Below are 25,885 nucleotides of genomic sequence, written 5' to 3' on the forward strand. Positions count from 1 at the left end.
TCAGTGTGCCTCGCTCATCCTGCGCTCTGCCACCTTCGGGCTGTTCTGCCAGCCGCCTCCCAGCGCCAGGAACAGGTTGATCTGGTTGAGGGCCACCTGGCTGTCCGACGCCGCCAGTGCCGCCTCGGCCCCGGCCAGCGTGCGGTCGGCATCCAGGCTGGACAAATACGGTACGCGGCCGGACTGGTACAGCAGCCGGTGCTGGCGGGCGACCTCTTTGGCGTCGTCGCGCGCCACGCGCAAGGACTGGTTGCGCTCCAGCTCGCGCGTGTAGGTGCTGAGCGCACTCTGGGTCTCCTCCAGCGCCTTGAGCACCACGCCGTCGAAGCGGGCGAGTGCCGCGTCCGCGCCAGCTTCCATGCCGTGGATGCGCGGGCGCACGCCATTGGTGGGCAGGTTCCAGGTGATCAGCGGGCCCATGCCCCAATGCGCGGTCGGGCCGGTGCCGAGATCGCTCAGGATGCCGCTCAGGCCGGCCGATGCCCCGATGCGGACCGAGGGGTAGAGATCGGCGGTGGCCACGCCGATCTTCGCCGTGGCCACCGCCAGCTCGCGCTCCGCCTGGCGGATATCGGGGCGGCGCTTGAGCAGCGCGGCACCGTCGCCGACAGGCATCGCCTGGCGCAGCGTCGGCTCCTCAAGACACTCGGATACGGCTTGCGGCAACGCTGCCGGCGGCTGGCCCAGCATGACGGCGAGCCGGTAGGCCGCGCCCTCCTTCTCCGCCTTGAAGCGCGGCAATGCCGCGCGCAGGGTCTCGGCCTGCGCGCGGGCGCGCAGCATGTCGGCAGGCTGGCCACGGCCGGCGGCCACCATCTTGGCGGCAATCTCCACGCCGCGCGTTTGCAGCGCAAGCTGCTCCTGCGCCACCGCCAGCTCATGCGTGGCGGCGCAACCCTGCACATAGGCCCGCACGGTTTGCGCGACCACGCTCACGCGCGCCATGTCCAGCGCGGCCTGGCTGGCCTGGGCACTAGCCAGCGCGGCCTCGTCGGCGCGGGCCAGCTTGCCGAAGAAGTCCACCAGGTACGACACCGAGAAGCCGACGTCGCCCAGGTTGAAGACCGGCACCTTCTCCTTGAGCAGGAAGCTCTCGCCCGCGATCTGCGCGCGTTCGGCCTTGGCGGAGAAGGCCGCCTGCGGCAGGTTCTCCGCTTCCACCTCGTGATAGATCGCCACGGCCCGGCGCAGGTTGGCGGCGGCCACGCGCAAGCTGGTATTGGCGCTGAGCGCCTGCTGCACCAGTGCGTCGAGCTTGGGGTCGTCGTACAGGCGCCACCAGTCGTCCGGGACCGGCGCCACCGAGACGGCCGGGCCGTCCGTGCCGAGCAAGGGACCGTTAGCCTCGGGCGCGCGCACGGCCGCCTGCTCCGGCACGTGATAGTCAGGGCCCACGGTGGTGCAGGCGAACAGCAACGGGACCAAGGCTGGCAGCAGGGCAAGGCCGAGCTTGCTCATTGCGTGCGCTCCTGCGTGGTCTCGTCGCGCAGCACGGCGATGGTCTTGCGCGCCTGCGCCACGGATACCGTCGCCGTGCGGCCCGACACCAGCCGCACATCCGCCGGCACGTCGTCCAGCGCGATGCGCACCGGCACACGCTGCGCCAGCCGCACCCAGTTGAACGTGGGGTTCACATTGGGCAACAGGTTGCTGCCATTGCTGCGGTCGCGGTCCTCGATGCCGGCGGCGATGCTCTGCACGTGGCCGTGCAGGATCGTGCGCTCGCCCATGATGCGCACGGAGACCGGGTTGCCAATGCGGATGCCCCCCAGCTTGGTTTCTTCGAAATAGCCTTCGACGTAGAACGAGTTCAGGTCGACCATCGACAGCACCGGCCGGCCCAAAGCCACATAGTCGCCCAGGCGCGGCAGGCGGTCGTTGAGAAAGCCATCCACGGGGCTGGCCACCCGGGTGCGGGCGAGGTTGAGCCTGGCCAGCGCGACCGCCGCCTCCGCCTGCGCCAGCGCCGCCTCGCCCTGCTGCACGCGCGCCTGCCCTTCTTCCACCACCTCGGTGGCAACCACCTCGGACAAGGCGTGGCTGCGGGCGGCCTCCCGGCGCGCCTGCGCCAGCGTGGCGCGCTGCGCGGCGGCACTCGCTATGGCCTGCTGAAGCGCCAGTTGGTAGCGGTCCTGGTCGATCACGAACAGCACCTGCCCGCGCCGCACGCGCTGGTTGTCCTTGACGAGTATCTGCGTCACCAGCCCCGAGACATCCGGCGCGACCTGCACCACGTCGGCCCGCACGTGGCCGTCGCGCGTCCATGGCGCCACGGTGTAGTAATCCCACAGATGCTTGCCGACAAAGAGCGCGGCCACGGTGGCCAGCAGGGTCAACATCACGGGGACCAGCAAACGGAACTTGAATTTCATGATTGCAGCCAGCGGGCCATGGCGGCCACGCCACCCAGCACGATGACGTAAAGGGCTAGATTGAAAAGCGACCGGTGCCAGACCAGCCGGTAAAAGCCTGCGCGCGCAAGGGCCGCGCGCATGCAGGCGGTGATGACGAAGGTAAGGAGCATCAACGCCAGCAAGCCGGGCACGAAGACGCCGTAGAGATCGATTTCCGCGCTTAGCATCGGGGCTCCGCGCGTAACGGGAGAGGCACGGCCCGCAAGGGCTGCACCTGCGGCGCCGCGGCTTGCGGCAGGGTCTGCGTCTGCGTTGGGTACAGCGTGACCCGCAACGCAATCAGCGCGCCCAGTGCACAGCACGCATGCTCGCCGGGACTTTGCGATGCGCCGCCTTGCATGGCCACCTCGCGCAGCGCCTTGTCGATCCGCTCGGATAGCGCATCCGGCGGCGCCATCGCGTGGCCGGCCTTCAGGCGCGCACGGAAATGCAAGGCAACCGCGTTGAGCACCCTGGCCACGGCGCGGCGCGCGGCCGGGCTCTGCCCAGGCAAGCTGCGCTGCAGCGCCAGCGCGCCAAACCCGACCTGCAGCTCGGCAAAGCCATCCGAAGCCATCTTGTCGTCGCTGGCCGCAAGCCTCGGCACCAGCTGGCTGAGCCGGTCCAGCATGCGCCCGCCTAAGCGGGCGTGCTCGCCCGGCTCGCGCCGCGTGGCGGCTTGCGCCAGGTCCTTCCAGCTCGCGCGGATCAGCCGGTGCGCCGCCACGCGCGCGCCGAACGGCCGCGTCGCCATGGCCCACAAAGGCGCGAACAGCATGCCGCCGATGCTGGCCAGGCTGCCGTTGAAGGTGGTCAGGAAATTCGTGTCGTAGACGCTCTGCACATTGGCGAACGACGCCGTATTGACCGACAGCAGCATGGCGATCAGGTTGAAGCCGGGCCGCGATATCAGCATGCCGATGCCCATGTAGGGCAACGCCAGCATGCCCACCAGGGTTTCGAAGTTGTGCGCGTTCGGCACCACCAGGAACAGGTAGAACGACGATACGGCGAAGCAGAATCCGCTCCAGCGCAAGAACGAATGCGCAACCGGCCGGGGCTCCTCGATGGTGGCAAAGAAGCAGCAGGCGATGGACGCCACCGCGACCGATCCCGCGCCGTCCTCCCATCCGGAGGCGATCCACAGCATGCCCGCGCAGAACACTGCCAGGCTGGTGGAGCAGGCATAGAACAGCAGCATGGCGTGATCGTGGTGATGCGCCCGGTCGGCGCGCTCGGCGCCGCGCCCAGGCGCGCGCACGGATGGCGCGGCGGCGCTGGCCGCCTGGTCGCCAATGCCATGCTGCAGGGCCTGGCAGTCTTCGCACAGCGCGGCCAACGTGCGCAGCTGATCGTTGGCGGTGGCAACCAGCCCGCCATGCCAGCCCGGCGCGCGCGCGTAGTCCGCCCACGGGAGCGCTTCCGGCTCCAGCGCGGGCGCGGGGCCGTCGAAGCCCGCGCGAATCCATGCAGACATGGCGGCCATATGGCGCGCCAGGCTATCCGGTATGCCCTCGGCGTGGCGCCGCAGTGCCTGCAGCACGCCGGCCAGCGAGGACAGCACGGGCAGCAGCATCGTCATCCGCTCGCGCAAGGCGCGCGCGTGGCGCAGCGTGTGCGCGCTTTCCGTGTCGTAGGAGAGCTGGGTGATGAGCTGGTCCAGCGCGAGGATGTCGGCGGCCAGCCGGTGGCGGCTGCCGTGGCGCGTGGCATTGGCATCAGGATCGGCGGACAACATGTCGGTGGCCCACAGTGCCGCGTCGGCCAGCCAGGTGGCGGAACGGGCGCGCAGCGCGGGCGCCACCTTGGCCGGGAAGACGATGGAGCCCACCATGCCGGCGCACAGGATGCCGATGACGATCTCCTCGATGCGCGCCACGGCAATGTCGAAGACTTGCGCAGGCTCGCTGACCGCCGGCAGCGCCACGATCGGCAACGTATAGGCGGCCAGCAGGAAGACATAGCTGCGCGGCGTGCGCTGCAGCAGCGAGAAATAGAGCAAGCCCCCTGTCCACAGGGCGATCGCGGCCATCAGCAACACCGGCGCGTTGACCAGCAACGGCACCGTGACCACCGCGGCCGTCGCGCCCAGGACCGTGCCCGCCACGCGATAAGCGGCCTTGGAGCGGGTCGCGCCGGTCAGCGGGTGAGAAACAAAATAGACGGTTGCCATGGCCCAGTACGGGCGGGGCAAACCCAGCGCAAGCGCGATATAGAGCGCTAGCATCGAGGCGGCAAACGCCTTCAGTGAAAAGAGCCACTGTCGTGCGCTGGGCCAGCTAGCCATGACGCGAATATCCATTGGAAAGAGCGTAGGCCCGAAGTGTAGCCAACTGGCGCACATTCCTCACATGATTTAAAATTTCAAATCACATTCGCTTTTTTCATGGAAAAGGAAGTGCCCGATGCCCATTGACATCCGCGCGTTGCGCTACTTCGTTGAAACCGTTCGCCTGAAAAGCTTCACCCAGGCGGCGACGTCCCTGTTCGTCACGCAATCCACCATCAGCAAGATGGTGCGGCAACTGGAAGACGAGATCGGCCAGCCACTGCTGATCCGCGAAGGCAAGCAGGTGCGGCTGACCGACGTGGGGCGGGTGGTCTACGAGCGCGGGCAGGAAGCGCTTGGCGTGGTGCACCGGCTCACGCTGGAAGTGGCCGATCTCTCCTCGCTAGGCCGTGGCCAGCTGACCGTGGGGATCCCGCCCATGGCCAACCTGTTCTTCTCACCGGCTGTCAGCGCGTTCCGCCAGCGCTATCCCAACCTGGAGCTCAGCCTGGCCGAACACGGCGGCCATATGGTGGAGCAACAAGTGGCGAGTGGCGAACTCGAAGTCGGCGCCACTGTACTGCCCCGGGACAGCGGCCTGGAACTGGCCACGCGCGAGTTCGCCAAATACCCGATCTGGGTCGCGGGCCCCCGCAAGGCCACCTGGGCCAAGGGCAAGACCGTTACCCTGGCCGCGCTGCGCGACGAGCCCCTGCTGATGCTGACCGAGGACTTCTCCCTGACCCGCAAGCTGCGGCAGGCCTTTCTCGATGCCCGGCTTGAGCCCCGCATCGTGGCGCAAAGCGGGCACTGGGACTTCCTCGCCTCGATGGCCGCCGCCGGGCTGGGCACCACCTTCCTGCCGCAACCGCTGCTGGACAAGCTCGATATCCGCGACAAGCTCGCCGTGGCACGGCTGACGGAGCCGGCCATGGACTGGGCGCTCGCCCATATCTGGTCGCCGGGCCGCTACCTATCGCATGCGGCGCGGGCGTGGTTTTCGGTTTGCGAGGAAGTGCTGGGGGCGTGACAAACGTACATGACGGACGTATCACACCACTACCTCGAAAACTCCTCAAACACCACTTGCCGCAGCCATTGGTTGGCCGGCTCCCGATTATTCCTGGCGTGCCAGAGCACGTTGATCACGATATCGGGGATTTTCACCGGGCACGGCGCCGTCTCCAGCCCGAAGGGCTTTAACGTGCGCTCGGCATAGGCCTGCGGCACCACCGCGATCAGGTCGGTCGTCTGCAGGATATGGCCCACCGCCACGAAGTGCGGGACGTGCAGGCGGACCTGGCGCGGCACGCCGGCGCGCTGGATCACTTCGTCCACCATGCTGTGCCCGGTGCCTGCCGCGACGATGGCCACGTGCTCGGCACTGCCGAACGACTTGAGGCTCATGCCCTCGCGGGCCAGCGGATGGCCCTGGCGGAACAGGCAGACGTAGCGCTGGCGGAACAGCCGCCGCTGGAAGAAGCCCGCCTTGAGGTCGGGCATGAAGCCGATCGCCAGGTCCACGCGGCCGCTTTCCATTTCCTCGCGCAAGTTCACCGTATGGTTGCGCACCGTGCTGATGGTCACGCCGGGCGCCGCCTCGGATAGCCGCTTCATCAGGTCGGGCAGGAAATAGATCTCGCCGATGTCCGTCATGGCGATGGTGAAGCCGCGCGCGCTGGTGGCCGGCTCGAACACAGACTGCGCGTTGAGCGTGTTGTGGATGGCGCCGAGCGCGTAGCCGATCGGCTCCGCCAGGTTCTCCGCGAAGGGCGTGGGCACCATGCCCTTGGAGGTCCGCAGGAACAGTTCGTCGCCCAGCAGCTTGCGCAGGCGATTGAGCGCGTTGCTGATGGCCGGCTGTGAAGTGCCCAGCGTTTCGGCCACGGCGGACACCCGCCTCAGGCGCAGCAGTTCATTGAACACGACCAGCAGGTTCAGGTCGATCTCCCGCAACTCCATCCCAGCCCCCTTTATCACTCACAGTGATATGACGTATCACCTTCCTTCTATTTATTAATTCTACCTGCGGCGCCAACATACGCCCATCGGCAAACGGATGCCAAGAAGAACTAGCTGGAGACGCCCCCATGGAAGTATCCATCCACCCACTGGACAGGACGCTGCACGCGCAAGCCGGCGACAACCTGCTGGACGTGCTGCGGGCCAACCAGGTGCCCATCTCGTATAGCTGCATGGCGGGGCGCTGCGGCACCTGCCGCTGCAAGGTCCTGGCCGGCCGCACCCAGGCAAGCGGCCCCGAGGATTCGCGCGCGCCCATGGCCGCCGGCCAATCGGTGCTGGCGTGCCAGACCACGCTGGTGGAGAGCTGCGCGATCGAGATCCCGGAACTCGACGAGGTCGTGGTGCATCCCGCCAGGATCCTCAAGGGCACCGTGACCGCCCTGGACGACCTGACCCATGACATCAAGCGGGTCCGCGTGGCGATTCCCAAGCCGCTCGACTTCTCGCCGGGACAGTACGCCACGCTGCAGTTCACCCCGCGCCATATCCGGCCTTACTCGATGGCGGTGGCGCACGGCGCCGACGAGCTCGAATTCCATATCCGGCTGGTGCCAGACGGGCGCGTGACGTCCTATGTGGCGTCGGAGCTCAAGGTTGGCGACGCCATCCGTGTTGCCGGCCCGCTGGGCACGGCGTACCTGCGGCGCAAGTTCGACGGGCCCGTGATCTGCATCGCGGGCGGCACCGGGCTGGCCCCGATCCTGTCGATCCTGCGCGGCATGCTCGACGGCGGCATGCGCAACGAGGTGCACGTCTATTTTGGTGTTCGCACGCATGCCGACCTCTATGGCCTGGAATGGCTGCGCGAGCTGCAGGCGCGCCATGCGGCAATGCATGTGCACGTGGTGGTGGCATCGGCCGGCGACGGCAACGGCTACCGCGGCGGCGTGGTGACCAAGGCGGTGGCCGACGACTGGGCGCACATGCAGGGCTGGCGCGCCTACCTGGCAGGCGCCCCGGTCATGGTCGACGCGGCCTCCATCCTGCTGCGCCAAAGAGGCATGGACCCCGACCACATCCATGCCGACGCCTTCCACGCCAGCGGCGTCTGACCCGCTGAGCCCCACATCACAAACATCGCGGAGACAAACCATGCGCGAGCAAACTGTTGTATTCAAGAAAAGAGAATGGAAGGACGAAGGCTCCAGCCGGATCCCCTTCTGGGCCTATACCGATGACGACGTCTACCGGCAGGAGCTGGAGCGCTTCTTCTACGCCGGCCACTGGTGCTATATCGGGCTGGAAGCGGAAATCCCGAACGCCGGCGACTTCAAGCGCACCGCCATCGGCGAGCGCTCGGTCATTGCCAGCCGCGCGGCGGATGGCGAGATCTACGTGGTGGAGAACGTCTGCGCGCATCGCGGCGTGCAGTTCTGCCGCGAGCGCTCCGGCAACCGCGAGGACTTCACCTGCCCCTATCACCAGTGGAACTACGACCTCAAGGGCAACCTGGTCGGCGTGCCGTTCCGGCGCGGCGTCAAGCTCGACGGCAAAGTCAATGGCGGCATGCCCGCCGACTTCGACCCGAAGGCGCACGGCCTGACCAAGCTCAAGGTGGCGCGCCGCAACGGCGTGATCTTCGCCTCGTTCGACCATGAGGTGCCGGCGCTGGAGGACTATCTCGGCCCGACCATCCTGGCCTACTTCGACCGTGTCTTCGACGGCCGCAAGCTGACCATCCTCGGCTATAGCCGCCAGCAGATTCCCGGCAACTGGAAGCTGATGCAGGAGAACATCAAGGACCCGTATCACCCGGGGCTGCTGCACACGTGGTTCGTGACCTTCGGGCTCTGGCGCGCCGACAACAAGTCGGCGCTCAAGATGGACGAGCACTTCCGCCACGCGGCAATGATCTCCACGCGCGGCCAGGGCGGCAAGGGCGATGTCACCAGCGGCGTGTCCAGCTTCAAGGAGCAGATGAGCCTGCATGACGACCGCTTCCTCGATGTGGTGCAGGAACCCTGGTGGGGAGAGCCCACGGCGGTGATGATGACGCTGTTCCCCAGCGTCATCATCCAGCAACAGGTCAACTCGGTGTCGACGCGGCATATCCAGCCCACCGGCCACGGCTCGTTCAACTTCGTGTGGACGCACTTCGGCTTCGAAGGCGACGACGCCGGCATGACCCGCCGCCGACTGCGCCAGGCCAACCTGTTCGGCCCGGCCGGCTTTGTCTCGGCCGACGACGGCGAGGTGATCGAGTTCTCCCAGCAAGGCTTCGAGCAAAAGCCGTTCCACCGGACGGTGGCGGAACTCGGCGGGCGCGAGATCGGCGATACGGACCACATGGTGACCGAGACGCTGATCCGCGGGATGTACAACTACTGGCGCCGCGTGATGGAGGCCTGAGACATGCTCGACTTCGAAACCTACACCCAGGTGCTGGCGCTGTACACAGACTACGCCGCCGCGCTGGACAACAACGAATGGGACAAATGGCCCGGCTTCTTCACCGAGGCTTGCGTCTACAAGCTCCAGCCGCGCGAGAACCACGAAGCCGGCTTCCCGCTTGCCACGCTCTCCTTCGAGAGCCGCGGCATGCTCAAGGACCGTATCTATGGCGCGACCGAGACCATCTTCCACGATCCGTACTACCAGCGCCATGTGGTCGGCATTCCGCGCATCCTGAAGACCGATGCGGAGCGGATCGACGCCGAGGCCGGCTACGCCGTCTTTCGCACCAAGCCGGACGGGCAATCCACCGTGTACAACGTGGGCCGCTATATCGATGTGATCCGGCGCACCGGGGAGGGCTTGAAATTCGAGTCCCGGCTATGCGTGTTCGACAGCGAGATGATCGCCAATTCGATCATCTACCCGATTTGAATATTGAGTACTGAGATTTGAGGCAGACCATGTCAAAGCAATGGACCCAGGTGATCCCGCTGGTGGCAATCCCCAAGGATGATGTCGTGGCCGTCAACGCGCTCGGCAAGGAAATCGCGCTGTACAGCGTGGGCGACGCAATCTATGCCACGGACAACGCTTGCAGCCATGGCAACGCGCGTCTGTGCGACGGCTTCCTGGACGGGCACGAGATCGAGTGCCCGCTGCACCAGGGCAAGTTCGACGTGCGCACCGGACGGGCGATGTGCGAGCCGCTGACCAGCGATATCCAGGCGTACAGCGTGAAGGTGGAGAACGGCGCGGTGTTCGTGGAGCTGTAGGCACGACGACGCCGGCGAGCCACACCAGGCACGCCGGCGCAAAAGAACCAACGCCCGCGTCAGGACCTTGCCGGCGTCTCCAACGCCGAGCGCACCACAAACGTCATGATCACCGCGAACACCAGCATGGCGGCCAGGAAGTAGAGTCCCGAGGCCAGCTTGCCCGTCGCATCCTTGATCAGGCCGATCCCGTAGGGGCCAAGATAGCCGCCCAGGTTGGCCAGCGAGTTGATCGTCGCGATGCCCACGGCGGCGCCGGCGCCGGTCAGGAACTGGCCCGGCAGCGCCCACACCACCGCCTGGATCGAATAGATCGAGAACGCAGTCAGGCAGATGAAGAGGAACTGCAGCGCGGGCGTCTGGACCCAGGCGCTGGCCGCCATCGTGATCGCGCCCATGGCCGACACCGCGATGATGTGCCAGTAGCGCTCGCCCTTGCGATCCGAATGGCGTGGCACCAGGTACAGCCCGACCACCGCGAACAGGTACGGTACCGCCGACAGCAGGCCCGTGGTGGCATCCGTCACGCCGAACTGCTTGATGATGGTGGGCAGCCACAGCGACAAGCCGTAGATGCTGAGCGGGAACGGCAGGAACAGCAGGGCCAGCAGCAGCACGCGCTTGTCCTTGAGCGCGCTAAGCGGGTTACCGTGCGCCTTGAGCGCAAACGTGGACTGGTCCGCCGCCAACTCGCGCTCGATCCAGGCGCGGTCCGCCGGCGCCAGCCAGCGTGCCTGCGATGGAGACTCGGGCAGGATGCGCAGCGTGGGCAAGCAGAGGAGCACCGCGGGGAGCCCGCTGAGCACGAACAGGGTCTGCCAGTTGGTCAGGCCAAACAGCCCGCTGGTGGACAGCACCCAGCCGGCGATCGGCCCGGTGACGATCAGGGCGATGGGCTGCGCGAGCACCAGCAGGCCGATGATGCGGGCGCGATGGCGCATCGGGAACCACTTGGTCAGGAAGTAAAGGATGCCGGGATAGAGGCCCGCCTCAGCTGCGCCCAGCAGGAAGCGCAGCACGTAGAAGGTGCTGGCGCTGTTGATCAGGGCCATCGCCATGGTGATGACGCCCCATGTGAACAAGATGCGCGCGAACCAGCGGCGCGCGCCGAAGCGCTCCAGCGCCAGGTTGCTGGGCACCTCGCACAGGAAGTAGCCGATGAAGAACAAACCCGCGCCCAGCCCGTAGGACGCGTCGCTGATGCCTACCGCCGCATTCATGTGGAGCTTGGCAAAGCCAACCACCGAGCGGTCGATATAGGCCACCACGTAGATCAGCGCCAGGAAGGGAATCAGCTTGCGGGTCAGCATGCTGATAATGCGGTCCTCCTCGCTGGCGGCGCTGACCGGCGCATCGCCAGGCAGACCCGGAGCGCCAGGAAGCGGGACTGGCCGGTCCAGGCCGGCCGTGGGGGTAGTGTTCATCTATGTCTCCTCGAATGTTCCTGCATGTTCTTGTCGGTGGCCCCTGCCGGCATTGCCGGCAGGGGCGCAATCAGTGCGAGTGGCGAGGCACCGCGGCGCCGCGGCAGCCCACCAGGAAGTCCAGGTCGCAGCCCTCGTCCGCCTGCAGCACGTGGTCCACATACAGCCGCCGGTAGCCGCCCTCCCCTGCGGCGCGTGTGTCGACGCGCTCGGCCATGCGCCGTGCCAGTTCCTTGTCGTCGATGTCCAGGTGCAGCGTGCCGGCCTCGCAATCTAGCTCGATCCAGTCGCCGTCTCGCACCGCGGCCAGCGGGCCGCCGGCCGCGGCCTCGGGCGCCACGTGCAGCACCACGGTGCCGTACGCTGTGCCGCTCATCCGCGCATCCGAGATGCGCACCATGTCCTTGACGCCCTGGCGCAGCAGCTTGGGCGGCAAACCCATGTTGCCGACCTCCGCCATGCCCGGATACCCCTTCGGGCCGCAGTTCTTCAGCACCATCACGGACGATGCGTCGACGTCCAGCGTTTCATCGACGATCCGCTCCTTGTAGTGCTCAAGGTTTTCGAATACCACGGCGCGGCCGCGGTGCTTGAGCAACCCGGGCGTGGCGGCGGAGGGCTTGAGCACCGCACCGCGCGGTGCCAGGTTGCCGCGCAGCACGCGGATACCGCCATCCGCTATCAACGGGTTGTCCAGCGTACGGATGACCTCGTCGTTGGTATTGGGCGCGTCCTTCACGTTCTGCCACAGCGTGCGGCCGTTGACGGTCAGCGCGTCCGGGTGCGGCAGCAGGTTTGCCTCGCCCAGCCGGCGCAGCACTGCGGGCAGCCCGCCGGCGTAGTAGAACTCCTCCATCAGGAAGCGGCCCGAGGGCATCAGGTCGACGATGGTGGGCGTGTCGCGGCCAATGCGTGTCCAGTCCTCGAGCTCCAGCGGCACGCCGATGCGCCCCGCGATGGCCTTCAAATGGATGACCGCGTTGGTGGAGCCACCAATCGCCGCATTGGCGCGAATCGCATTCTCGAACGCCGCGCGCGTCAGGATCTTCGACAGCGTCAGCCCTTCCTTGGCCATCTCGACAATGCGGATGCCGGACATATGCGCCAGCACGTAGCGGCGCGAATCCACGGCGGGAATGGCGGCGTTATGCGGCAGCGAAGTGCCCAGCGCTTCCGCCATGCAAGCCATGGTGGAAGCCGTGCCCATCGTGTTGCAGGTGCCGGCCGAGCGCGACATGCCGGCTTCGGCCGAGAGGAACTGATGCACATTGATCTCGCCGGCCTTGAGCGATTCATGCAGTTGCCAGACGGCCGTGCCAGAGCCAATGTTCTTGCCGTCCAGCTTGCCGTTGAGCATCGGCCCGCCCGTCACCACGATGGCCGGCACGTCGCAGCTCGCCGCGCCCATCAGCAGCGCGGGCGTGGTCTTGTCGCAGCCGGTGAGCAGCACCACGGCATCGATCGGATTGCCGCGGATGGCCTCCTCGACGTCCATCGCCGCCAGGTTGCGCGTGAGCATGGCGGTGGGCCGTAGGTTGGACTCGCCATTGGAGAACACCGGGAATTCCACCGGGAAGCCGCCGGCCTCGTAGACACCGCGCTTGACATGCTCGGCCAGCTTGCGGAAATGCGCGTTGCAGGGCGTGAGCTCCGACCAAGTGTTACAGATGCCGATGATGGGACGGCCATCGAACTCATGATCGGGGATGCCCTGGTTCTTCATCCAGCTTCGGTACATGAAGCCATTCTTGTCGGCGGAGCCGAACCATTGGGCGGAGCGCAGCTTGGATTTGGATTCCGGCATTGGGGAGACTTCCTGAATACGGGGACGATAGGACTGGACTGGGACGCGATGACAGCGGCGGCCCATGAAGGGCGCCTTGGCTACCGTGGGACCGGCGCCAAAGCGGGACGCGTCTGGGGGAGGCTGTCTCTCATCTTGCTTGAACTTGTTTTTGAATATGGCCGGAGTGTACGGCCCGGTTTGATATCCTTCCAATGAAGATTGAGGCCATACCCATATCACTTCAGGTATCAACGTAAACCCTATGTCAACGCCTAGCCCGTGGTATATCCGCGCCCGGCTCAAGACCCGCCAGCTCCTGCTGCTGGTCACCCTTGCCGACGAAGGCAACATCCACCGCACCGCAGCCGTTCTCAACATGACGCAACCGGCCGCATCCAAGCTGCTGCGCGAGCTGGAGGAGATGCTGGAAGTCCCGCTGTTCGAGCGGCTGCCGCGCGGCATGCGCCCGACCTGGTATGGAGAAGCGATGATCCGGCACGCGCGCGCGGTGCTGGGCAGCCTGGACCAGGCGCAGGAGGAAGTGATGGCGCTCAAGGCCGGGCGGCTGGGCCATGTGGCGGTGGGCGCGATCACCTCGCCCGGCGTGAAGCTGCTGCCGCCGGCCGTTGCGCAGGTCAAGCGGGAGCAGCCCGGACTGCGCGTGTCGCTGGAGATCGAGAACAGCAACGTGCTGCTGGAACGCCTGGCCCAGGACAAGCTCGACCTGGTGGTCGCACGCCTGTTTGCCGAGCACGACAAGCTGCGCTTGCGCTACGAGCCGCTGGCGGGCGAACCCGTGTGCGCGGTGGCGCGCCTGGGCCATCCACTGCTGGCGCAGCCGGCGCTGACACTGCGGGACGTGGAGGATGCGGCGTGGATCGTGCCGCCGGCCGGCAGCGTGCTGCGTCACCGCTTCGACCTGATGTTCCAACGCGCCAGCCTGATGCCGCCGACCAACGTCGTGGAAACCGCCGCGCTGCTGTTCCTGACACGCATGCTGGAACAGAGCGACATGCTGGCCGTACTCACCGACGACGTCGCGCAGTACTACGCGCAGCATGGCCTGCTGGCGATCGTGCCGCTGCCGCTGCCCTGTCATATGGACGACTTTGGCATCATCACCCGCACGGATCGATTGCTCTCGCCCGCGGCCATGCTGATGACGCAAGCGCTACGCACAGCGAGCCACGCGGTGTACGGCGCCGCGCTGGCGCTGGATGCCGGTGCGCCGGCTTAGCACGCTGGCGAGCTGAGCCCTGAAATGGCCATGACCGGCGCGAGGGAATGGAAACTGGCGCCGTGGCGCGAGCCGTCCCGCCAGCGCGCCTCACTCCACAACGATCGACGCACTCTTGATCAGCGCCTGGCTCCGGCCCAGTTCGTCGCGGATGAGGCGGGCCGTCTCTTCGCCGTTGCCGCTCTTCACGACAAAGCCCTGCGCGGCGAACAGCTCCCGCGCCTTGGGTGCGGCCAGCGCCTTGAGCAGCGCCTGCTGTAGCCGCGCGGCGACGTCCTTGGGCAACCCGGCGGGACCGACCAGCGCGATCCAGGCATCGTAGGCATAGTCCTTGACGCCCGATTCCGCCAGGGTCGGCACCGCCGGCAGGCTATCGAGCCGCGCCGGCGTGCTGACCGCCAGCGCTCGCAGCTTGCCGGCCTTGATCTGCGGCAGGGCGGACGGCGTAGCCAGGAAAGCGGCATCGATCTGTCCGCCGAGCACATCGGTCATCAACGTGTTCACGCCCTTGTAGGGGACGTGCAGCATATCGATGCCGGCCTTCGATTTAAGCAGCTCGCCCGCCAGATGCAACACGCTGCCTTTGCCTGACGAGCCGTAGCTCAGGCTGCCCGGATGCGCCCGCGCCGCCGCGAGCAGTTCCTGCACGGTCTTGTACGGCGAGCCAGCACCCACCACCAGCACCAGCGGCGTGGTGCCGATCAGCCCTACGGCAGTGATGTCCTTCACGCTGTCATAGGGAATATTGCGGTACAGGCCTGGATTGATGGCATGGTTGGACGACACCACCGCAAGCGTGTAGCCGTCCGCCGCGGCGGATACGAGTTGCCGCGTGCCGGGGATACCCGCCGCACCGGGAAGGTTCTCCACGTAGAACGGCTGCCCGAGGTCCTGGCCCAGGCCCTCGGCCACCACGCGCGCGACCACGTCGGCGGTGGAACCCGGCGAATTCGGCACGATCAGGCGCACGGTCTTGGCGGGATACTTGTCCGCAGCGTGTGCACCGACGACCGGGAATGCGATGGCGGCGACGGCAAGCAGCCGCCCCGCCGCGCGCAGCACGCGCGAGGTATTGGGGAACATCGTTGTCTCCTGTGGATGGCGGCCGGGATCTGTCGCCCGGCTATGGATGCCGCCGCGTCCCCGCTTGCGCGCGGACGCCGGGGTGCGCCGCTAGGGTGCGGGTGCGGCGCGGCTTGCCTGCAATTGCCCGAATGTGCTGATCTGCCCCGCCAGCGCGCTCGCGGCCACCGTGTAAGGACTGGCCAGCCAGACCTGGCCCGGCCCCGAGCGGCCGGGGAAATTGCGGTTGATGGCGCTGATGGTGACCTGCTCGCTGGTGGTGGAAGCGCCCGGCCCGCAGTTGGCGCACGATCCGCAGCCCGGCATGACCAGCGTGGCGCCGGCGGCGGCGAAGGTATCCATATAGCCGCGCGCTTCGCAGTAGGCCTTCACGCCGAGAGTGCCGAACTGCAGGAACAGCTGGGTGCGGGGCGACACCTTGAGGCCATGCTCCAGGCCCCAGTGCAGCACCTCGTGGTAGTAGTCGAAATCCTCCCGCTTGCCTGCGGTGCAGGACCCACCGTAGGCAATGTCCACCGGCACCGGCGCGTCCAGCGTGTGCGCCGCGATGCCATTGCCGGGGTCTCCGGGGCGCGCAACCATGGGCGCGATGACGCCGGCGTCGATGCGGATCACGTCGCGGTAGGTTGCGCCTGCGTCGCTGCGCATCCAGTCCTCGATCGCAAGATCGACGCCGCGCCGCGCCTTCAGGAAGGCCACGGTCTTGTCGTCTGGCTCGACGATGCCGGTGAAGCCGCCCAGCTCCGCCACCATATTGGTCAGCGTGGCGCGCTCGTCGATGGACAAGGCGCGCACCGTGCTGCCGGCGTACTCGAACACCACGCCGATGGCGCCGCCCGAGCGGATTGCGTCCATCTGCAGCAGGTAGAGCACGATGTCCTTGGCCGTCACGCCCTCGGCCAGCTCGCCCTCCACCTCCACGCGCAGGGTTTCCGGCACCTTGCAGCGCACGTAGCCCGTGACCCAGCTATTGGCGACATCGGTGGCGCCCGCGCCGAACGCCAGGCAGCCGAGCGCGCCGGAATGCGGCGTGTGCGAATCGGTGCCCACCACCACCTGCCCCGGCAGCGCGTATTGCTCGGCCATCAGCGCATGGCAGATGCCTTCCGAGCCCGGTGTTTCGCCCGCGAGCGCGTGATGCGAGCGCACCGGGTAGTCGTGCGCAAAACTGCTATGTCCCTGCATCAGGTTGGCCACCCCTGGCAACAAGCCGTCGCGCACATGCGGGAAGCTCTGGGCCGCCAGCACCAGGTGATCCTGGAACGCGATGATGTGATCCGGCTCGTGCAACGTTGCCGGCTTGCCGAACGCACGGTGCATCAGGTGCGCGCACATGCCGGTGAAGTAATCGTGCGAGAAGCGCCAGTCCGCCGCCACGAACACCCCCTGGCCGCGCTCGGCGCTCGGCGTGCCAGGCAACAGATGGCGGGCGATGATCTTTTCCACCAAGGTGCGCGGTGCGGCGTTGCCGGTTGCCTCAGTTGCCTGCGTGCCCGCGCCCGCCGCCGGCCAGCTTGCCGCGCGGCTATAGGCCAGCAGGCCGCCGGCACGGATCACCTGCTGGGTCAGCGCATCGCGCCCGGTCAGGAAGGCTTCGATGGGAATCGCCTCGCCCGCCAGCACGCGGTCGAGCACGGTGAAATCCGTGGTGGTCAGGATGCCGATGTTGTCGCAGTTCTGCTGGTAGATGCGCTCGAAGCTCTCCGCCACGATCAGGCGGATGCCGGCCGACAGCTCCGCCAGCGGGCTGGACTCGCGCGAGGAGCCCTTGCCGTAGCGCTTGCCCGCCACCGTGACGGCAAAGCCGCCGTTGCGGATGGCATCGCGGCCGATCGGCTGCTCGCCCCCCGCCTGGAACCCCACGTAAGGGAATTGCCCCAGACGCTCATCGTACGTAAGCATGATCGTGACGGGCGTGATCTCATCGGTGGAGATGTTGTCGCGCAGCGGGCCGGCCGCGGCCAGGGTCATCGGCTTGCCGTCGAGCTGGGCGCGCACGCAGGCGGGGTCTTGCGACAGGTACAGCACGCGGCCGTCGAAGCGGATGGTGGCTTCCATTGCGGGGTTTCTCGTTGTGATGATCCCACTATATGGTTTGGCGCCGCCGGGGCAAAGTGCGCAGTCGGCATGGCAGGCATCTCGGTTTGCGACGGCTGGCTATTTGCCCACGCTCGCTTCGCTTTGCCCACCTTGCTCCCACCTTGTTCCTATTCCCGGCAAAGAAAGCCTACCAAGGCCAAGGCACTCGCCGAGAGATGCTCCCGGGAGTGAAACACCACCACCAGTTGCCGCGTCGCCCAGGGGTCCGATAGCGGCCGCGCTGCCACGTCCAGGGTGTTCAGGTAAAGCTCGCCCACCTGCCTCGGCACGACGGCAATCCCCAGCCCGACGTGCACCATGCGGCACAAGGCATCCAGGCTCGCCACCCGGATCTTGATCTTGAGCGCCTCATTCAAGCGCGCCGCCTGCTCCGCCAGCAGGCGGCTCAGCGCACTCTCATCGCGCAGCGCAACAAACGTCTCGCCCAGCAAGTCCGCAAAGCTCACCTGCTGCGCCGACGCCAGCGCATGCCCGCGCGGCACCAGCACGCAAAGCTGGTCCTCCCGGTAAGGCAGCGAGACAAATTGCTCCACGCCCTGGATCGCATTGCAGATGCCGAAGTCCGCGCTGCGCTCGCCCACCATGCGCAACACCTCGGGGCTGTGCTGCTCCTCCAGCTCGATGCCGATATCCGGATACACGCGCCCAAAGGCAGCCAGGTCCTCCGGCAGAAACTGCACGATGGCGCCAAGGTTGCACACCAGGCGCACGTTGCCGCGCGCGCCGGAGGTAAAACGCGACAGTTCCGCGCTGAGCGCCTCGATATTGCCAATGATGGCAAGCGCATGCCTCAGCACCGTCTCGCCCACCGCCGTCACCGTGATGCCGCGCGGATGCCGCTCGATCACGGGCAGGCCAATCAGCGTCTCGATCTCCGCAATGCGGCGGCTGACCGCCGACGGCGCAATGAATTCGCGCTCGGCGGCGCGGGCAATGTTCTGTTCCTGGCAAACGGCAACGAACAGCCGCAGCGAGGTCAGGTCGAGTTTTCTGAGCAGATTGTCCATGGCAGCGATGCTACAACGATCATGCATCGCAGGCGATGGCGGACGATGATCGTGGGCGCGGCGTGGATTTGTGCCGCGCACAATGCGCTACCTCAATGCCGCCCCAAACGGAATGGCACGGCCGTGATAAGCATTATTCAGCCCGCCCCGTTGCTACCGCACCGCCGACGGCGCAGAATCCGCGCCCCGGCGTGCACTTCCACGCCTAGAATAAAACCTTGCATTGCCCCACAGATCACCAGCCCAGTCTTGCGTCGTAATCCGCGCCGGTGCCGTACTTTGTGCCCGCGCCCTCATGCACGGAGACCTCGATTGCCGCTGCCCCCCGCCTTCCGGCTCCTCCCGTCTCGTTTGCCCGGCTGCCCAGCCCGGACGCATCAGGCCGCGTATCTCGCCCGGGCGCCGCTGCAGCGGCATCAGCGCATTCTCAAGGAAAATCCATGGCTAACTTCAGCCCAACGCGCCGCACTTTCCTGAAAGCCAGCGTCGTGGCCGGGGTGTCGGTGTATATCGCACCGATCGGCGGCAAGGCCTTCGCAGCCCTGTTCGAAGAAAAGATCCTGACCCCGGTCCAGTGGGACCCCAAGACCGGCGCCCCCAGGTTCCGCATCGACGGCATGGCCAAGGTCACCGGCGACAAGGTTTTCGCGCGCGATATCCGCTCGCGCGACATGCCGCACTGGCCCAAGGCGCAATCGCATGCCTTCATCCTGCGCGCCACCAAGGCGGACCGCAGCTATGCGGGCTTCGACCTGGCGCTGTTGGGTGACGATCTCAAGCCCGACCGCGTGGTCACCGCCGCCGACCTGGCGCGCGACGGCGTGGCCTTTCCCGCCTTCTACGGCGAGGACATGCTGCTGCCGGAAGGCAAGACGCCGGCCTATCTCGGCCACGCCGTGGCCATCCTGATCTATCACGACTTCGCCCGCTTCCGCTTTGCCAAGGACAAGCTCAAGTTCCACGACGAGATCATCCGCTACGGCGCCGAGACCGGCCCGCTGGAGCGCGATCCGTGGGGCACGTTCCGCTTTGTGCGGGTGGGCGGCGAGACGCCGTTCGACGACGACGTGTTCTCCAGCCTGAAAAACGCGCCGCTGTTCCCCAGCATGATGCGCAAGCACGAGCCGGTCTGGCCCGATGGCAAGGACCACGGCCAGCTTGGCGAGCAAGGCATGTTCCATGCCGGGCAGATCCGCCAGCAGCTGGACCAGCCGCCGGCCGACTGGCTGGTGCTGGAGCGCGAGTACAACACGCAGTCCATCGACACCGCCGCGCTGGAGCCGGACAACGCCAACTGCTGGTACGACGCCAGCACCCAGGCGCTGCACATGGTGGTGCCGACCCAGTCGCCCATCGAAGTCGGCGACAGCACGGCGGAGATGATGGCCAAGGCCAAGGGCGCGTTCCCGGTCAGGCAGGTGTTCGTCCATCCCTGCTACACCGTGGGCTACGGCTCCAAGGACCACTACAACTTCCCCTTCTACGGCCTGGTGACGGCGCTCTACGCCGACGGCAGGCCGGTGCGGCTGGCCAACGACCGCTATGAGCAGTTCCAGACCTCGATCAAGCGCCACGCCTTCAAGATGCGCTACCGCATCGCGGTGGACAAGAACACCGGGCTGTTCCAGTCGTTCCAGGGCGACTTCGAGGCCAACGGTGGCGGCCGCGCCAACTTCTCGCCGTCCGTGGCGATGGTGGGCGCCACCGCGGCGCAGTCGATCTATTACTTCCCGAAGAATGACCTGACCGCGGTGGCGATCGCCTCGCGCGCCATCGACGCGGGCTCCGCGCGCGGCTACGGCACGCTGCAGAGCATGGCGGCGACCGAGATGATGGTCGACGAGTTCGCCGAGCAGTTGAAGCTCGACCCGATCGAGTTCCGCCTGAAAAACGCGCTGCGCTCTGGCATGAAGAACACGCAGGGCGCGATCCCCGCCGGCGCGATTCGCGTGGATGAGGTGCTGCAGGCGGCCAAGGCCCATCCGCTGTGGGCCAACCGCGCGAAGCGCAAAGCGGATTTTGAAGCCAGCCACCCCGGCCGGCACTACGGCGTGGGCTTTGCCTGCGTGCAGAAGGACTTCGGCACCGGCGCCGAGGCTTCGTTCGCCAAGGTGGAGATGCGCGCGGACGGCACCATCGCGCTGCATCACTGCGGCGCGGAGATCGGCACCGGCATGTCCACCTCGCAAGCGGTGGCCGTGGCGCGCTGGCTGGGCAAGCCCGCCACCGAGGTGCGCGTGGCGGTCACCGACTGGCCCGACTTGCCCGTCACCGCCACCGGCGATCCGTACATCATGAGCCAGGCCGACCAGGACAAGCTGTCGGCCAACCCACGCTGGTCGCCGGCGTATGCGTCGCCATCGAGTGCGACCAACTCGGCCTACTACTTCACCCACAGCACCCGTGAAGCCGCCCGGGTGGTCTTCATGCACGGGCTGTGGCCGGCGGCCATGGCAATCTGGAGCCAGGGCGTTGGCGGCGGCCAGGCGGCCTCGCTGGTGGTGCGCGTGGAAGACGCTCGCTGGGTCGAAGGCAAGCTCACCGCCGGCGGCCTGCAAGCCCTGCCCTACGAGCAACTGGCCAAGAAGGCACACGAGCTCGGCCTGGTCACGGGCGCCACGGTACACGTGTTTAATCGCTGGCAATGGACCGAAGCCGACTTCGACGTCAACGGCACGGCCACCCGGCTGCCCATCGACGGACTGTCGGTGCGCTACGGCGACGGCGCCGACGCCGCGCGCAAGGCGCGCATGACCACCAGCGGCGGCTACCAGGTGCTGGACCGCAAGAAGGTCTACATCGCGCCGACCCAGCGCAACAACGCCAGTGTGACCTACTACAGCGCGGTGGGCACGCTGGTGGAGCTGTCCGTGCATGCGGCCAGCGGCAAGGTGGAAATCCTCAGCCATCACTCCATCATGGAATGCGGCTCGCAATTGTCGCCGGCGCTGGTGTCCGGGCAATTGCAGGGCGGCATCGCCATGGGCATCGGCCATGCGCTGCACGAGTTCCTGCCGCTGTACGAGGACGGGCCCGGCAACGGCACCTGGAACTTCAACCGCTACGCGTTGCCGCGCGCCAGCGACGTGGCCGTATGGACGCAAACCGGGACGGTCCTGCCGCCCGTATCCGAAACCGATCCGCCCAAGGGCATCGCCGAAGTGGTGATGATTCCGGTGGTGGGCGCCATCGTCAACGGCATCGCGCATGCCATCGGCCATCGCTTCACCGCCCTGCCGGTCAGCGCCGAAAAGATTCAGGAGATCCTGGCATGAGCCTCGCCACCCAACCGCTTTCCCTCAATATCAACGGCAAGGACGTTGGCCCCATCGATGTGCCGGAAGGCCTGATGATGATCGACTTCCTGCACGAGTACCTTGCGCTCACCGGGTCGCGCCTGGGCTGCGGCCAGGGCATCTGCCACGCCTGCGTGGTGATCCACGACAAGGCCGACGGCACCAGCGAGCAAGTGCGCGCCTGCATCACCGGCGCGCATTACTTCCAGGGTAAGAAGGTGCGCACGGTGGAGGGCCACGCCAAGCGCAACGACAAGGGCGAGGTGGTGGAACTGTCGCCCGTGCAGCAGAAGTTCCTGGAGCACTTCAGCTTCCAGTGCGGCTACTGCACGCCCGGCTTCGTCAACGGCGCGACCATCCTGGTGGAGCGCCTGAAGCGCCAGCCGGTGGCCAGAGGCAAGGTGGATGAGACCATCACGGCGGCGCTCAACGATCATATCTGCCGCTGCACCGGCTATGTGCGCTACTTCGAAGCCGTCAAGGACGTGGTGGTCAACACCCCGGGCCTGGTAAAGGAAGACAAGTGATGATGAGTATGATGAGCCAGCCCAACTTCCTCCGGCACGCGCGCGCCACGCTGGCCAGCATGGCCGCGCTGGGCGCTGCCATGCTGGCCGGCTGCGGCGACCACGCCGCCCCGATCGACACCGCCGCCGACCAGCAGCCCGCCACCCGGCTCTCGCCCGCCGACCAGATCGCGCGCGGGCGCTACCTGGTGCGCGCCGCCGATTGCGCCGCCTGCCATACCAGCGCCCAGGGCGCGCCGTTTGCCGGCGGGGTGGAACTGGCCTCGCCGTTCGGCACCTTCTACGGCACCAACATCACGCCGGACAAGGACCACGGCATCGGCAAGTGGAGCGCCGACGATTTCTACAAGGCGCTGCACGACGGGATCACGCCTGACAAGCATCTCTACCCGGCCATGCCCTACACCTCGTATCGCGGCCTGTCGCGCGGCGACACCGATGCGATGTACGCCTACCTGATGCAGCTAAAGCCAGCGGCCGTGGCCAACCGGCCGCACGACCTCAGCTTCCCGTACAACATGCGCGTGGCGCTGATCGGCTGGAACCTGCTGTTCCTGAAGGACCAGTTGCCCGATGCCTCCACCGGCCAGACCCCGGCCTGGCAGCGCGGCCGCTACCTGTCCAACGCACTGGGCCACTGCGCCGAATGCCACACGCCGCGCGCCACGTTCGGCCGCCTGGACGCGGCCAGGCCATTGGCCGGCGCCGCGCTCGGCCGCGTGGCCGCGCCGGACATCACACCGGCGGGCCTCGCCGCGCGCGGCTGGACGGGCGCGGACCTGCAGACCTTCTTCGCCACCGGCATGGCGCCACAGGGTTCGGCCTACGGCGAGATGTTCCCCGTGGTCCATCTCAGCAGCCAGTACCTGAACAAGGCCGACCTCACCGCCATGTCCACCTACCTGCTGGGCGACCAGCCGCCGCAGCCCCAGCCGGTGAAGCCGCCCAGCGCGGACGCAGCGCAGTTCAAGCCTGGCCGCCAGCAATACCTGGCCGTCTGCGCCGGCTGCCATGGCCGCGAGGGCGAAGGCAAGCCGCATGTGGCGGTGGCGATGCTGGGCAACTCCACCGTGCGCAACGCCGATCCGCATAACCTGATCGTGTCCATGCTCGACGGCATCGAAGCGCAGAAATTCCCCGGGCTGGAGAGCATGCAGGATATGCCGGGCTTTGCCTCGCGCCTGAGCGACGCGGAACTGGCCGACCTGGCTAACTACCTGCGGGCAAGCTATGGCGGACAGCCCGGCGACGTGAGCGCGGACAAGGTGAAGGCGCTACGCGTGGAGGCAGGCAAGGGGCATTGAGGCGGGACGATGGACGCGCGGCCCGCTCGACGCGGGCCAGCGCGCCGCGCTGCTTTCCATCGCCGAGCGTTGCCGGGTTCACCGGGCGTTGCACACCGAATGGATGGTCAAGACTGACAGCGCGCAGGAATGGCAAGAAAGCGGATAGGCGCTCAAGCGCCGTCGAGGAAAGGATTGCGCTGGCCAAGGCGCGTACCGAGCGCATCGGGAGCCAGGCTCATGCTGGCGGGGTCCGTTGCCGGGTTGGGGCTGCGGGCCAGCGTCGGGTCGGCTGGTGCGGGCGCCATGCCCGCCTGCGCCGGTTGTTCAGCCCCCTGCGCATAGGCATCGCGCGCGGCTGGCAGTGCCTCTTGGGCCGATGGCGCTGCCGCCGGCATGCTTTGCATCGACTGGGTGGATGGCACCGACTGGGTGGATTGCATTGGCTGAGTGGATTGCATCGGCTGGGTCGGCTGAATGGGCTGGGCCTGCTGCGCGAATAGCGGATAGGACGCGATCATTGCGCCAGCCATCAACAAGGATTTCGCCAGATGTTGCTTCATTCGTGTACCTCCAAAAAACGCCTTCAGGCATGGGAAGGGCCACTGTAGCGCCGAGGCACCTGACATTCTGTTCGATTTTGCAACAGTCATTTACCAGCCTTGCCATCGACACCAAGGCCCGTTAAGTGCGCGCGCGCTCGATCGTTGTGCTGGCACCAGAGGGCTGGGACGGCTGGACCGATGCCGCGTGCGGTATAGTCTGCGCGTTCAATTTCGGCGGAGAAGTAGCATGGCTGAAGCAAAGGTGCGGGTATCGCATATTGCTGTTCCTGGCAACCTTAGTGTTTTGAAACTCAAATCGTATCTTCGGACTGCGTTTGCCGATGCGGCCAAGACGAAAAGTGAGGAGGAGGTCCTGCTGGTCAAGGTGCTTGTCCCCCGCCCGCTTGGCATGCGTGCGGGGGAAAAATTCTTCGACAAGGTGCTGCAGGGCATTGTTGACAAAGATCCGCGTGTTACCCGTGTCTCGGTTGAGTTCGTCGACGGCGAAATCACGCCGCAGGCGATTGACGCCAGCATGGCGCGGATCCAGAAGGAGCTGGATGAGTTCGGGCACTTGCTGGATGAGCCCTCAGAGGACGTGGGCCGGGATTGAGCCACCCTGCGCGTCGACGCTCTCCTGTCGCGGGATGGCGTCCCTTCCTACGCGCTCAATTCGTAGTCGTCGACCCCGACCACGGTCCGAAGCGTATCGGCGTAGGCCTTGCGTAGATTGCGTGCTTCCTCGGTCCGATCGAACTGCCTGGCCGCTTCGGCAATCAGCCTGGGAAAGGCATCGCGTTGCGCCACGTCGCGGAACGTGAACACACGGCATCGCATCCCGCTCTTGCCGCATGGATTGGCTTGGGTCAGGCAAAGCACCTCCAGGAAGGCAGCATCGGCAAAAGCAACCTCGTCGATGGGCTCCACCACTTCCCGCAAGTATTCCTGGTAGGCCAGCTCCTGGCCGGGCAACACCTCGAATCTAAATACGCGGATGCATCCTATGTGCTGCGCGATCCAGTTTGAAATCATGGAAGCTCTCAGAAATTGTGCCGCATGCCGATCTGGACAGTGCGCGCCGTTGGGTTACCCGGTCCGACAGTGCCGCCGGCGTACAAGCCACCGCCAAGGGAGTACTGCGATCCATTTTTATTGAGAATGCGCCCTGCTGCGGCGAACAGAACGGTGCGCTTTGAAAACGGCCGGACGCTTACGGACAAGGGCATCGCCGAACAAGCCCTGAACGGACAGTGGAGCAGCTTCCGCTCCTACCTCGATGACAACGCCATCGTTGCGCCGGGCTTCGTCGCGACGCTGCTGGACGAGCGCGAAACGCTGCGCTCGGTCGATGCAGGAAGCCTTACCGCGCAGCGCAACCGGCCTATCGAACTGCGCGGCGGGTCATCGCCAACGAGACTTTGCCCAATGAGGTCCGGCCTACGATGGCGCGCTACCTAGTGCGGCTGATCGACAGCTTGGACGAGTACTTCATCACGGGCATCTTCCCTGTGCTGGACGCCACCCAGGCTGCCATCGGCGGTGTCGCCTTTGATCCCGAGTACGGCGCTGCGTTGCGCGACACCGAGGTAGGCCAGAAGGTTGCCATCATGCTGGCCGACGTCGCCAACTCGGTAACCGTCGCGAGCGGCATGCTGCATGCTGGCCGGACCGGTGAAGCAGGTACTGCGGCTACTGGGAAACCCGTGAGAGGCGCACCGCCGCTGGCGGTGCGCCAATGATGCT

Annotated in this window: 24 protein-coding genes; 12 read left to right on the forward strand and 12 right to left on the reverse strand. The window is 66.6% G+C overall.

Annotated elements, in window-relative coordinates:
- Genes A9975_RS36230 through A9975_RS36245 form a run of 4 tightly spaced genes read right to left on the reverse strand, consistent with a single transcriptional unit; the run spans position 1 to position 4,680 of the window.
- Positions 1–1,458: an efflux transporter outer membrane subunit gene (locus A9975_RS36230; protein WP_183036936.1), complete on the reverse strand. Its 1,458-nt coding sequence runs from the start codon at positions 1,456–1,458 to the stop codon at positions 1–3.
- A complete protein-coding gene (locus A9975_RS36235) occupies positions 1,455–2,372 on the reverse strand; it encodes an HlyD family secretion protein (RefSeq protein WP_183036937.1) in 918 nt (305 codons plus the stop codon). The genes A9975_RS36230 and A9975_RS36235 overlap by 4 nt, the downstream gene beginning before the upstream one ends.
- Entirely contained in the window at positions 2,369–2,581 is a 213-nt protein-coding gene (locus A9975_RS36240) for a DUF1656 domain-containing protein (protein ID WP_150985049.1), read from the reverse strand. The genes A9975_RS36235 and A9975_RS36240 overlap by 4 nt, the downstream gene beginning before the upstream one ends.
- Positions 2,575–4,680 carry an FUSC family protein gene (locus A9975_RS36245; protein ID WP_183036938.1) on the reverse strand — a complete coding sequence of 702 codons (2,106 nt, stop codon included), beginning with the start codon at positions 4,678–4,680 and terminating at the stop codon, positions 2,575–2,577. The genes A9975_RS36240 and A9975_RS36245 overlap by 7 nt, the downstream gene beginning before the upstream one ends.
- A gap of 118 nt (positions 4,681–4,798) precedes the next feature.
- Between A9975_RS36245 and A9975_RS36250 the strand changes: the two genes are divergently transcribed.
- Positions 4,799–5,692 carry a LysR family transcriptional regulator gene (locus A9975_RS36250; RefSeq protein ID WP_183036939.1) on the forward strand — a complete coding sequence of 298 codons (894 nt, stop codon included), beginning with the start codon at positions 4,799–4,801 and terminating at the stop codon, positions 5,690–5,692.
- Positions 5,693–5,721: 29 nt separating this feature from the next.
- Here A9975_RS36250 and A9975_RS36255 read toward each other — a convergent pair whose 3' ends face one another.
- Positions 5,722–6,624 (reverse strand): LysR family transcriptional regulator, encoded by a 903-nt coding sequence (locus tag A9975_RS36255; RefSeq protein WP_183036940.1) that lies wholly within the window; start codon positions 6,622–6,624, stop codon positions 5,722–5,724.
- A 128-nt stretch (positions 6,625–6,752) separates the two neighbouring features.
- Here A9975_RS36255 and A9975_RS36260 point away from each other — a divergent pair, with 128 nt between their 5' ends.
- Genes A9975_RS36260 through A9975_RS36275 form a run of 4 tightly spaced genes read left to right on the forward strand, consistent with a single transcriptional unit; the run spans position 6,753 to position 9,854 of the window.
- Complete coding sequence (locus A9975_RS36260; RefSeq protein WP_183036941.1) at positions 6,753–7,739, forward strand: 2Fe-2S iron-sulfur cluster-binding protein; 987 nt, start codon at positions 6,753–6,755, stop codon at positions 7,737–7,739.
- Between the two features lie 40 nt (positions 7,740–7,779).
- Complete coding sequence (locus A9975_RS36265) at positions 7,780–9,036, forward strand: aromatic ring-hydroxylating dioxygenase subunit alpha (protein ID WP_183036942.1); 1,257 nt, start codon at positions 7,780–7,782, stop codon at positions 9,034–9,036.
- Between the two features lie 3 nt (positions 9,037–9,039).
- Positions 9,040–9,513: a nuclear transport factor 2 family protein gene (locus tag A9975_RS36270; protein WP_183036943.1), complete on the forward strand. Its 474-nt coding sequence runs from the start codon at positions 9,040–9,042 to the stop codon at positions 9,511–9,513.
- A 29-nt stretch (positions 9,514–9,542) separates the two neighbouring features.
- Positions 9,543–9,854: a non-heme iron oxygenase ferredoxin subunit gene (locus A9975_RS36275; RefSeq protein ID WP_043356441.1), complete on the forward strand. Its 312-nt coding sequence runs from the start codon at positions 9,543–9,545 to the stop codon at positions 9,852–9,854.
- Positions 9,855–9,913: 59 nt separating this feature from the next.
- Here the strand turns inward: A9975_RS36275 and A9975_RS36280 are convergent, their stop codons facing one another.
- Together A9975_RS36280 and A9975_RS36285 are read right to left on the reverse strand one after the other, a co-directional pair.
- On the reverse strand, positions 9,914–11,278 hold the full coding sequence (locus tag A9975_RS36280; RefSeq protein WP_183036944.1) for an MFS transporter: 1,365 nt from the start codon (positions 11,276–11,278) through the stop codon (positions 9,914–9,916).
- A gap of 70 nt (positions 11,279–11,348) precedes the next feature.
- Positions 11,349–13,082: an IlvD/Edd family dehydratase gene (locus A9975_RS36285; RefSeq protein WP_183036945.1), complete on the reverse strand. Its 1,734-nt coding sequence runs from the start codon at positions 13,080–13,082 to the stop codon at positions 11,349–11,351.
- Between the two features lie 244 nt (positions 13,083–13,326).
- Between A9975_RS36285 and A9975_RS36290 the strand changes: the two genes are divergently transcribed.
- Complete coding sequence (locus A9975_RS36290) at positions 13,327–14,301, forward strand: LysR family transcriptional regulator (RefSeq protein ID WP_183036946.1); 975 nt, start codon at positions 13,327–13,329, stop codon at positions 14,299–14,301.
- A 90-nt stretch (positions 14,302–14,391) separates the two neighbouring features.
- Here A9975_RS36290 and A9975_RS36295 read toward each other — a convergent pair whose 3' ends face one another.
- From A9975_RS36295 to A9975_RS36305, 3 genes are all read right to left on the reverse strand, one after another.
- Complete coding sequence (locus A9975_RS36295) at positions 14,392–15,384, reverse strand: tripartite tricarboxylate transporter substrate binding protein (protein ID WP_183036947.1); 993 nt, start codon at positions 15,382–15,384, stop codon at positions 14,392–14,394.
- 90 nt (positions 15,385–15,474) lie between these two features.
- Entirely contained in the window at positions 15,475–17,442 is a 1,968-nt protein-coding gene (locus tag A9975_RS36300; RefSeq protein WP_183036948.1) for an aconitase family protein, read from the reverse strand.
- A gap of 149 nt (positions 17,443–17,591) precedes the next feature.
- Complete coding sequence (locus A9975_RS36305) at positions 17,592–18,491, reverse strand: LysR family transcriptional regulator (protein ID WP_183036949.1); 900 nt, start codon at positions 18,489–18,491, stop codon at positions 17,592–17,594.
- 440 nt (positions 18,492–18,931) lie between these two features.
- On the opposite strand from A9975_RS36305, the gene A9975_RS36310 reads away from it, so the two are divergent.
- The 3 genes from A9975_RS36310 to A9975_RS36320 are packed head-to-tail and all read left to right on the forward strand — an operon-like array spanning position 18,932 to position 23,618.
- Positions 18,932–21,766, forward strand: coding sequence for a xanthine dehydrogenase family protein molybdopterin-binding subunit (locus A9975_RS36310; RefSeq protein WP_183036950.1), 2,835 nt, complete (start codon positions 18,932–18,934; stop codon positions 21,764–21,766).
- The gene (locus A9975_RS36315; protein ID WP_183036951.1) at positions 21,763–22,314 is read left to right on the forward strand and encodes a (2Fe-2S)-binding protein; all 552 of its coding nucleotides are present in this window, start codon (positions 21,763–21,765) and stop codon (positions 22,312–22,314) included. The genes A9975_RS36310 and A9975_RS36315 overlap by 4 nt, the downstream gene beginning before the upstream one ends.
- An 8-nt stretch (positions 22,315–22,322) precedes the next feature.
- Entirely contained in the window at positions 22,323–23,618 is a 1,296-nt protein-coding gene (locus tag A9975_RS36320; RefSeq protein WP_255504267.1) for a cytochrome c, read from the forward strand.
- Positions 23,619–23,770: 152 nt separating this feature from the next.
- Here the strand turns inward: A9975_RS36320 and A9975_RS36325 are convergent, their stop codons facing one another.
- The gene (locus A9975_RS36325) at positions 23,771–24,160 is read right to left on the reverse strand and encodes a hypothetical protein (protein ID WP_183036952.1); all 390 of its coding nucleotides are present in this window, start codon (positions 24,158–24,160) and stop codon (positions 23,771–23,773) included.
- 229 nt (positions 24,161–24,389) lie between these two features.
- On the opposite strand from A9975_RS36325, the gene A9975_RS36330 reads away from it, so the two are divergent.
- Positions 24,390–24,755, forward strand: a complete 366-nt coding sequence (locus tag A9975_RS36330; RefSeq protein ID WP_183036953.1) for a hypothetical protein — start codon at positions 24,390–24,392, stop codon at positions 24,753–24,755.
- A gap of 47 nt (positions 24,756–24,802) precedes the next feature.
- Here the strand turns inward: A9975_RS36330 and A9975_RS36335 are convergent, their stop codons facing one another.
- Complete coding sequence (locus A9975_RS36335; RefSeq protein WP_183036954.1) at positions 24,803–25,174, reverse strand: hypothetical protein; 372 nt, start codon at positions 25,172–25,174, stop codon at positions 24,803–24,805.
- Between the two features lie 24 nt (positions 25,175–25,198).
- On the opposite strand from A9975_RS36335, the gene A9975_RS36340 reads away from it, so the two are divergent.
- Together A9975_RS36340 and A9975_RS36345 are read left to right on the forward strand one after the other, a co-directional pair.
- Complete coding sequence (locus A9975_RS36340; RefSeq protein ID WP_183036955.1) at positions 25,199–25,600, forward strand: hypothetical protein; 402 nt, start codon at positions 25,199–25,201, stop codon at positions 25,598–25,600.
- Positions 25,585–25,881, forward strand: coding sequence for a hypothetical protein (locus A9975_RS36345; protein ID WP_183036956.1), 297 nt, complete (start codon positions 25,585–25,587; stop codon positions 25,879–25,881). Before A9975_RS36340 ends, A9975_RS36345 begins: the two co-directional genes overlap by 16 nt.
- Positions 25,882–25,885: the final 4 nt, after the last annotated feature.

This window comes from Cupriavidus sp. UME77 (assembly GCF_014170355.1).
GTDB classification, from domain to species: Bacteria; Pseudomonadota; Gammaproteobacteria; order Burkholderiales; family Burkholderiaceae; genus Cupriavidus; species Cupriavidus basilensis.

Excerpts from the sequence above, each read along its gene's own strand:
- A9975_RS36230 (WP_183036936.1), bottom strand. The coding sequence starts at position 1,458 with ATGAGCAAGCTCGGCCTTGCCCTGCTGCCAGCCTTGGTCCCGTTGCTG.
- A9975_RS36235 (WP_183036937.1), bottom strand. The coding sequence starts at position 2,372 with ATGAAATTCAAGTTCCGTTTGCTGGTCCCCGTGATGTTGACCCTGCTG.
- A9975_RS36240 (WP_150985049.1), bottom strand. The coding sequence starts at position 2,581 with ATGCTAAGCGCGGAAATCGATCTCTACGGCGTCTTCGTGCCCGGCTTG.
- A9975_RS36245 (WP_183036938.1), bottom strand. The coding sequence starts at position 4,680 with ATGGCTAGCTGGCCCAGCGCACGACAGTGGCTCTTTTCACTGAAGGCG.
- A9975_RS36250 (WP_183036939.1), top strand. The coding sequence starts at position 4,799 with ATGCCCATTGACATCCGCGCGTTGCGCTACTTCGTTGAAACCGTTCGC.
- A9975_RS36255 (WP_183036940.1), bottom strand. The coding sequence starts at position 6,624 with ATGGAGTTGCGGGAGATCGACCTGAACCTGCTGGTCGTGTTCAATGAA.
- A9975_RS36260 (WP_183036941.1), top strand. The coding sequence starts at position 6,753 with ATGGAAGTATCCATCCACCCACTGGACAGGACGCTGCACGCGCAAGCC.
- A9975_RS36265 (WP_183036942.1), top strand. The coding sequence starts at position 7,780 with ATGCGCGAGCAAACTGTTGTATTCAAGAAAAGAGAATGGAAGGACGAA.
- A9975_RS36270 (WP_183036943.1), top strand. The coding sequence starts at position 9,040 with ATGCTCGACTTCGAAACCTACACCCAGGTGCTGGCGCTGTACACAGAC.
- A9975_RS36275 (WP_043356441.1), top strand. The coding sequence starts at position 9,543 with ATGTCAAAGCAATGGACCCAGGTGATCCCGCTGGTGGCAATCCCCAAG.
- A9975_RS36280 (WP_183036944.1), bottom strand. The coding sequence starts at position 11,278 with ATGAACACTACCCCCACGGCCGGCCTGGACCGGCCAGTCCCGCTTCCT.
- A9975_RS36285 (WP_183036945.1), bottom strand. The coding sequence starts at position 13,082 with ATGCCGGAATCCAAATCCAAGCTGCGCTCCGCCCAATGGTTCGGCTCC.
- A9975_RS36290 (WP_183036946.1), top strand. The coding sequence starts at position 13,327 with ATGTCAACGCCTAGCCCGTGGTATATCCGCGCCCGGCTCAAGACCCGC.
- A9975_RS36295 (WP_183036947.1), bottom strand. The coding sequence starts at position 15,384 with ATGTTCCCCAATACCTCGCGCGTGCTGCGCGCGGCGGGGCGGCTGCTT.
- A9975_RS36300 (WP_183036948.1), bottom strand. The coding sequence starts at position 17,442 with ATGGAAGCCACCATCCGCTTCGACGGCCGCGTGCTGTACCTGTCGCAA.
- A9975_RS36305 (WP_183036949.1), bottom strand. The coding sequence starts at position 18,491 with ATGGACAATCTGCTCAGAAAACTCGACCTGACCTCGCTGCGGCTGTTC.
- A9975_RS36310 (WP_183036950.1), top strand. The coding sequence starts at position 18,932 with ATGGCTAACTTCAGCCCAACGCGCCGCACTTTCCTGAAAGCCAGCGTC.
- A9975_RS36315 (WP_183036951.1), top strand. The coding sequence starts at position 21,763 with ATGAGCCTCGCCACCCAACCGCTTTCCCTCAATATCAACGGCAAGGAC.
- A9975_RS36320 (WP_255504267.1), top strand. The coding sequence starts at position 22,323 with ATGATGAGCCAGCCCAACTTCCTCCGGCACGCGCGCGCCACGCTGGCC.
- A9975_RS36325 (WP_183036952.1), bottom strand. The coding sequence starts at position 24,160 with ATGAAGCAACATCTGGCGAAATCCTTGTTGATGGCTGGCGCAATGATC.
- A9975_RS36330 (WP_183036953.1), top strand. The coding sequence starts at position 24,390 with ATGGCTGAAGCAAAGGTGCGGGTATCGCATATTGCTGTTCCTGGCAAC.
- A9975_RS36335 (WP_183036954.1), bottom strand. The coding sequence starts at position 25,174 with ATGATTTCAAACTGGATCGCGCAGCACATAGGATGCATCCGCGTATTT.
- A9975_RS36340 (WP_183036955.1), top strand. The coding sequence starts at position 25,199 with ATGCCGATCTGGACAGTGCGCGCCGTTGGGTTACCCGGTCCGACAGTG.
- A9975_RS36345 (WP_183036956.1), top strand. The coding sequence starts at position 25,585 with ATGGCGCGCTACCTAGTGCGGCTGATCGACAGCTTGGACGAGTACTTC.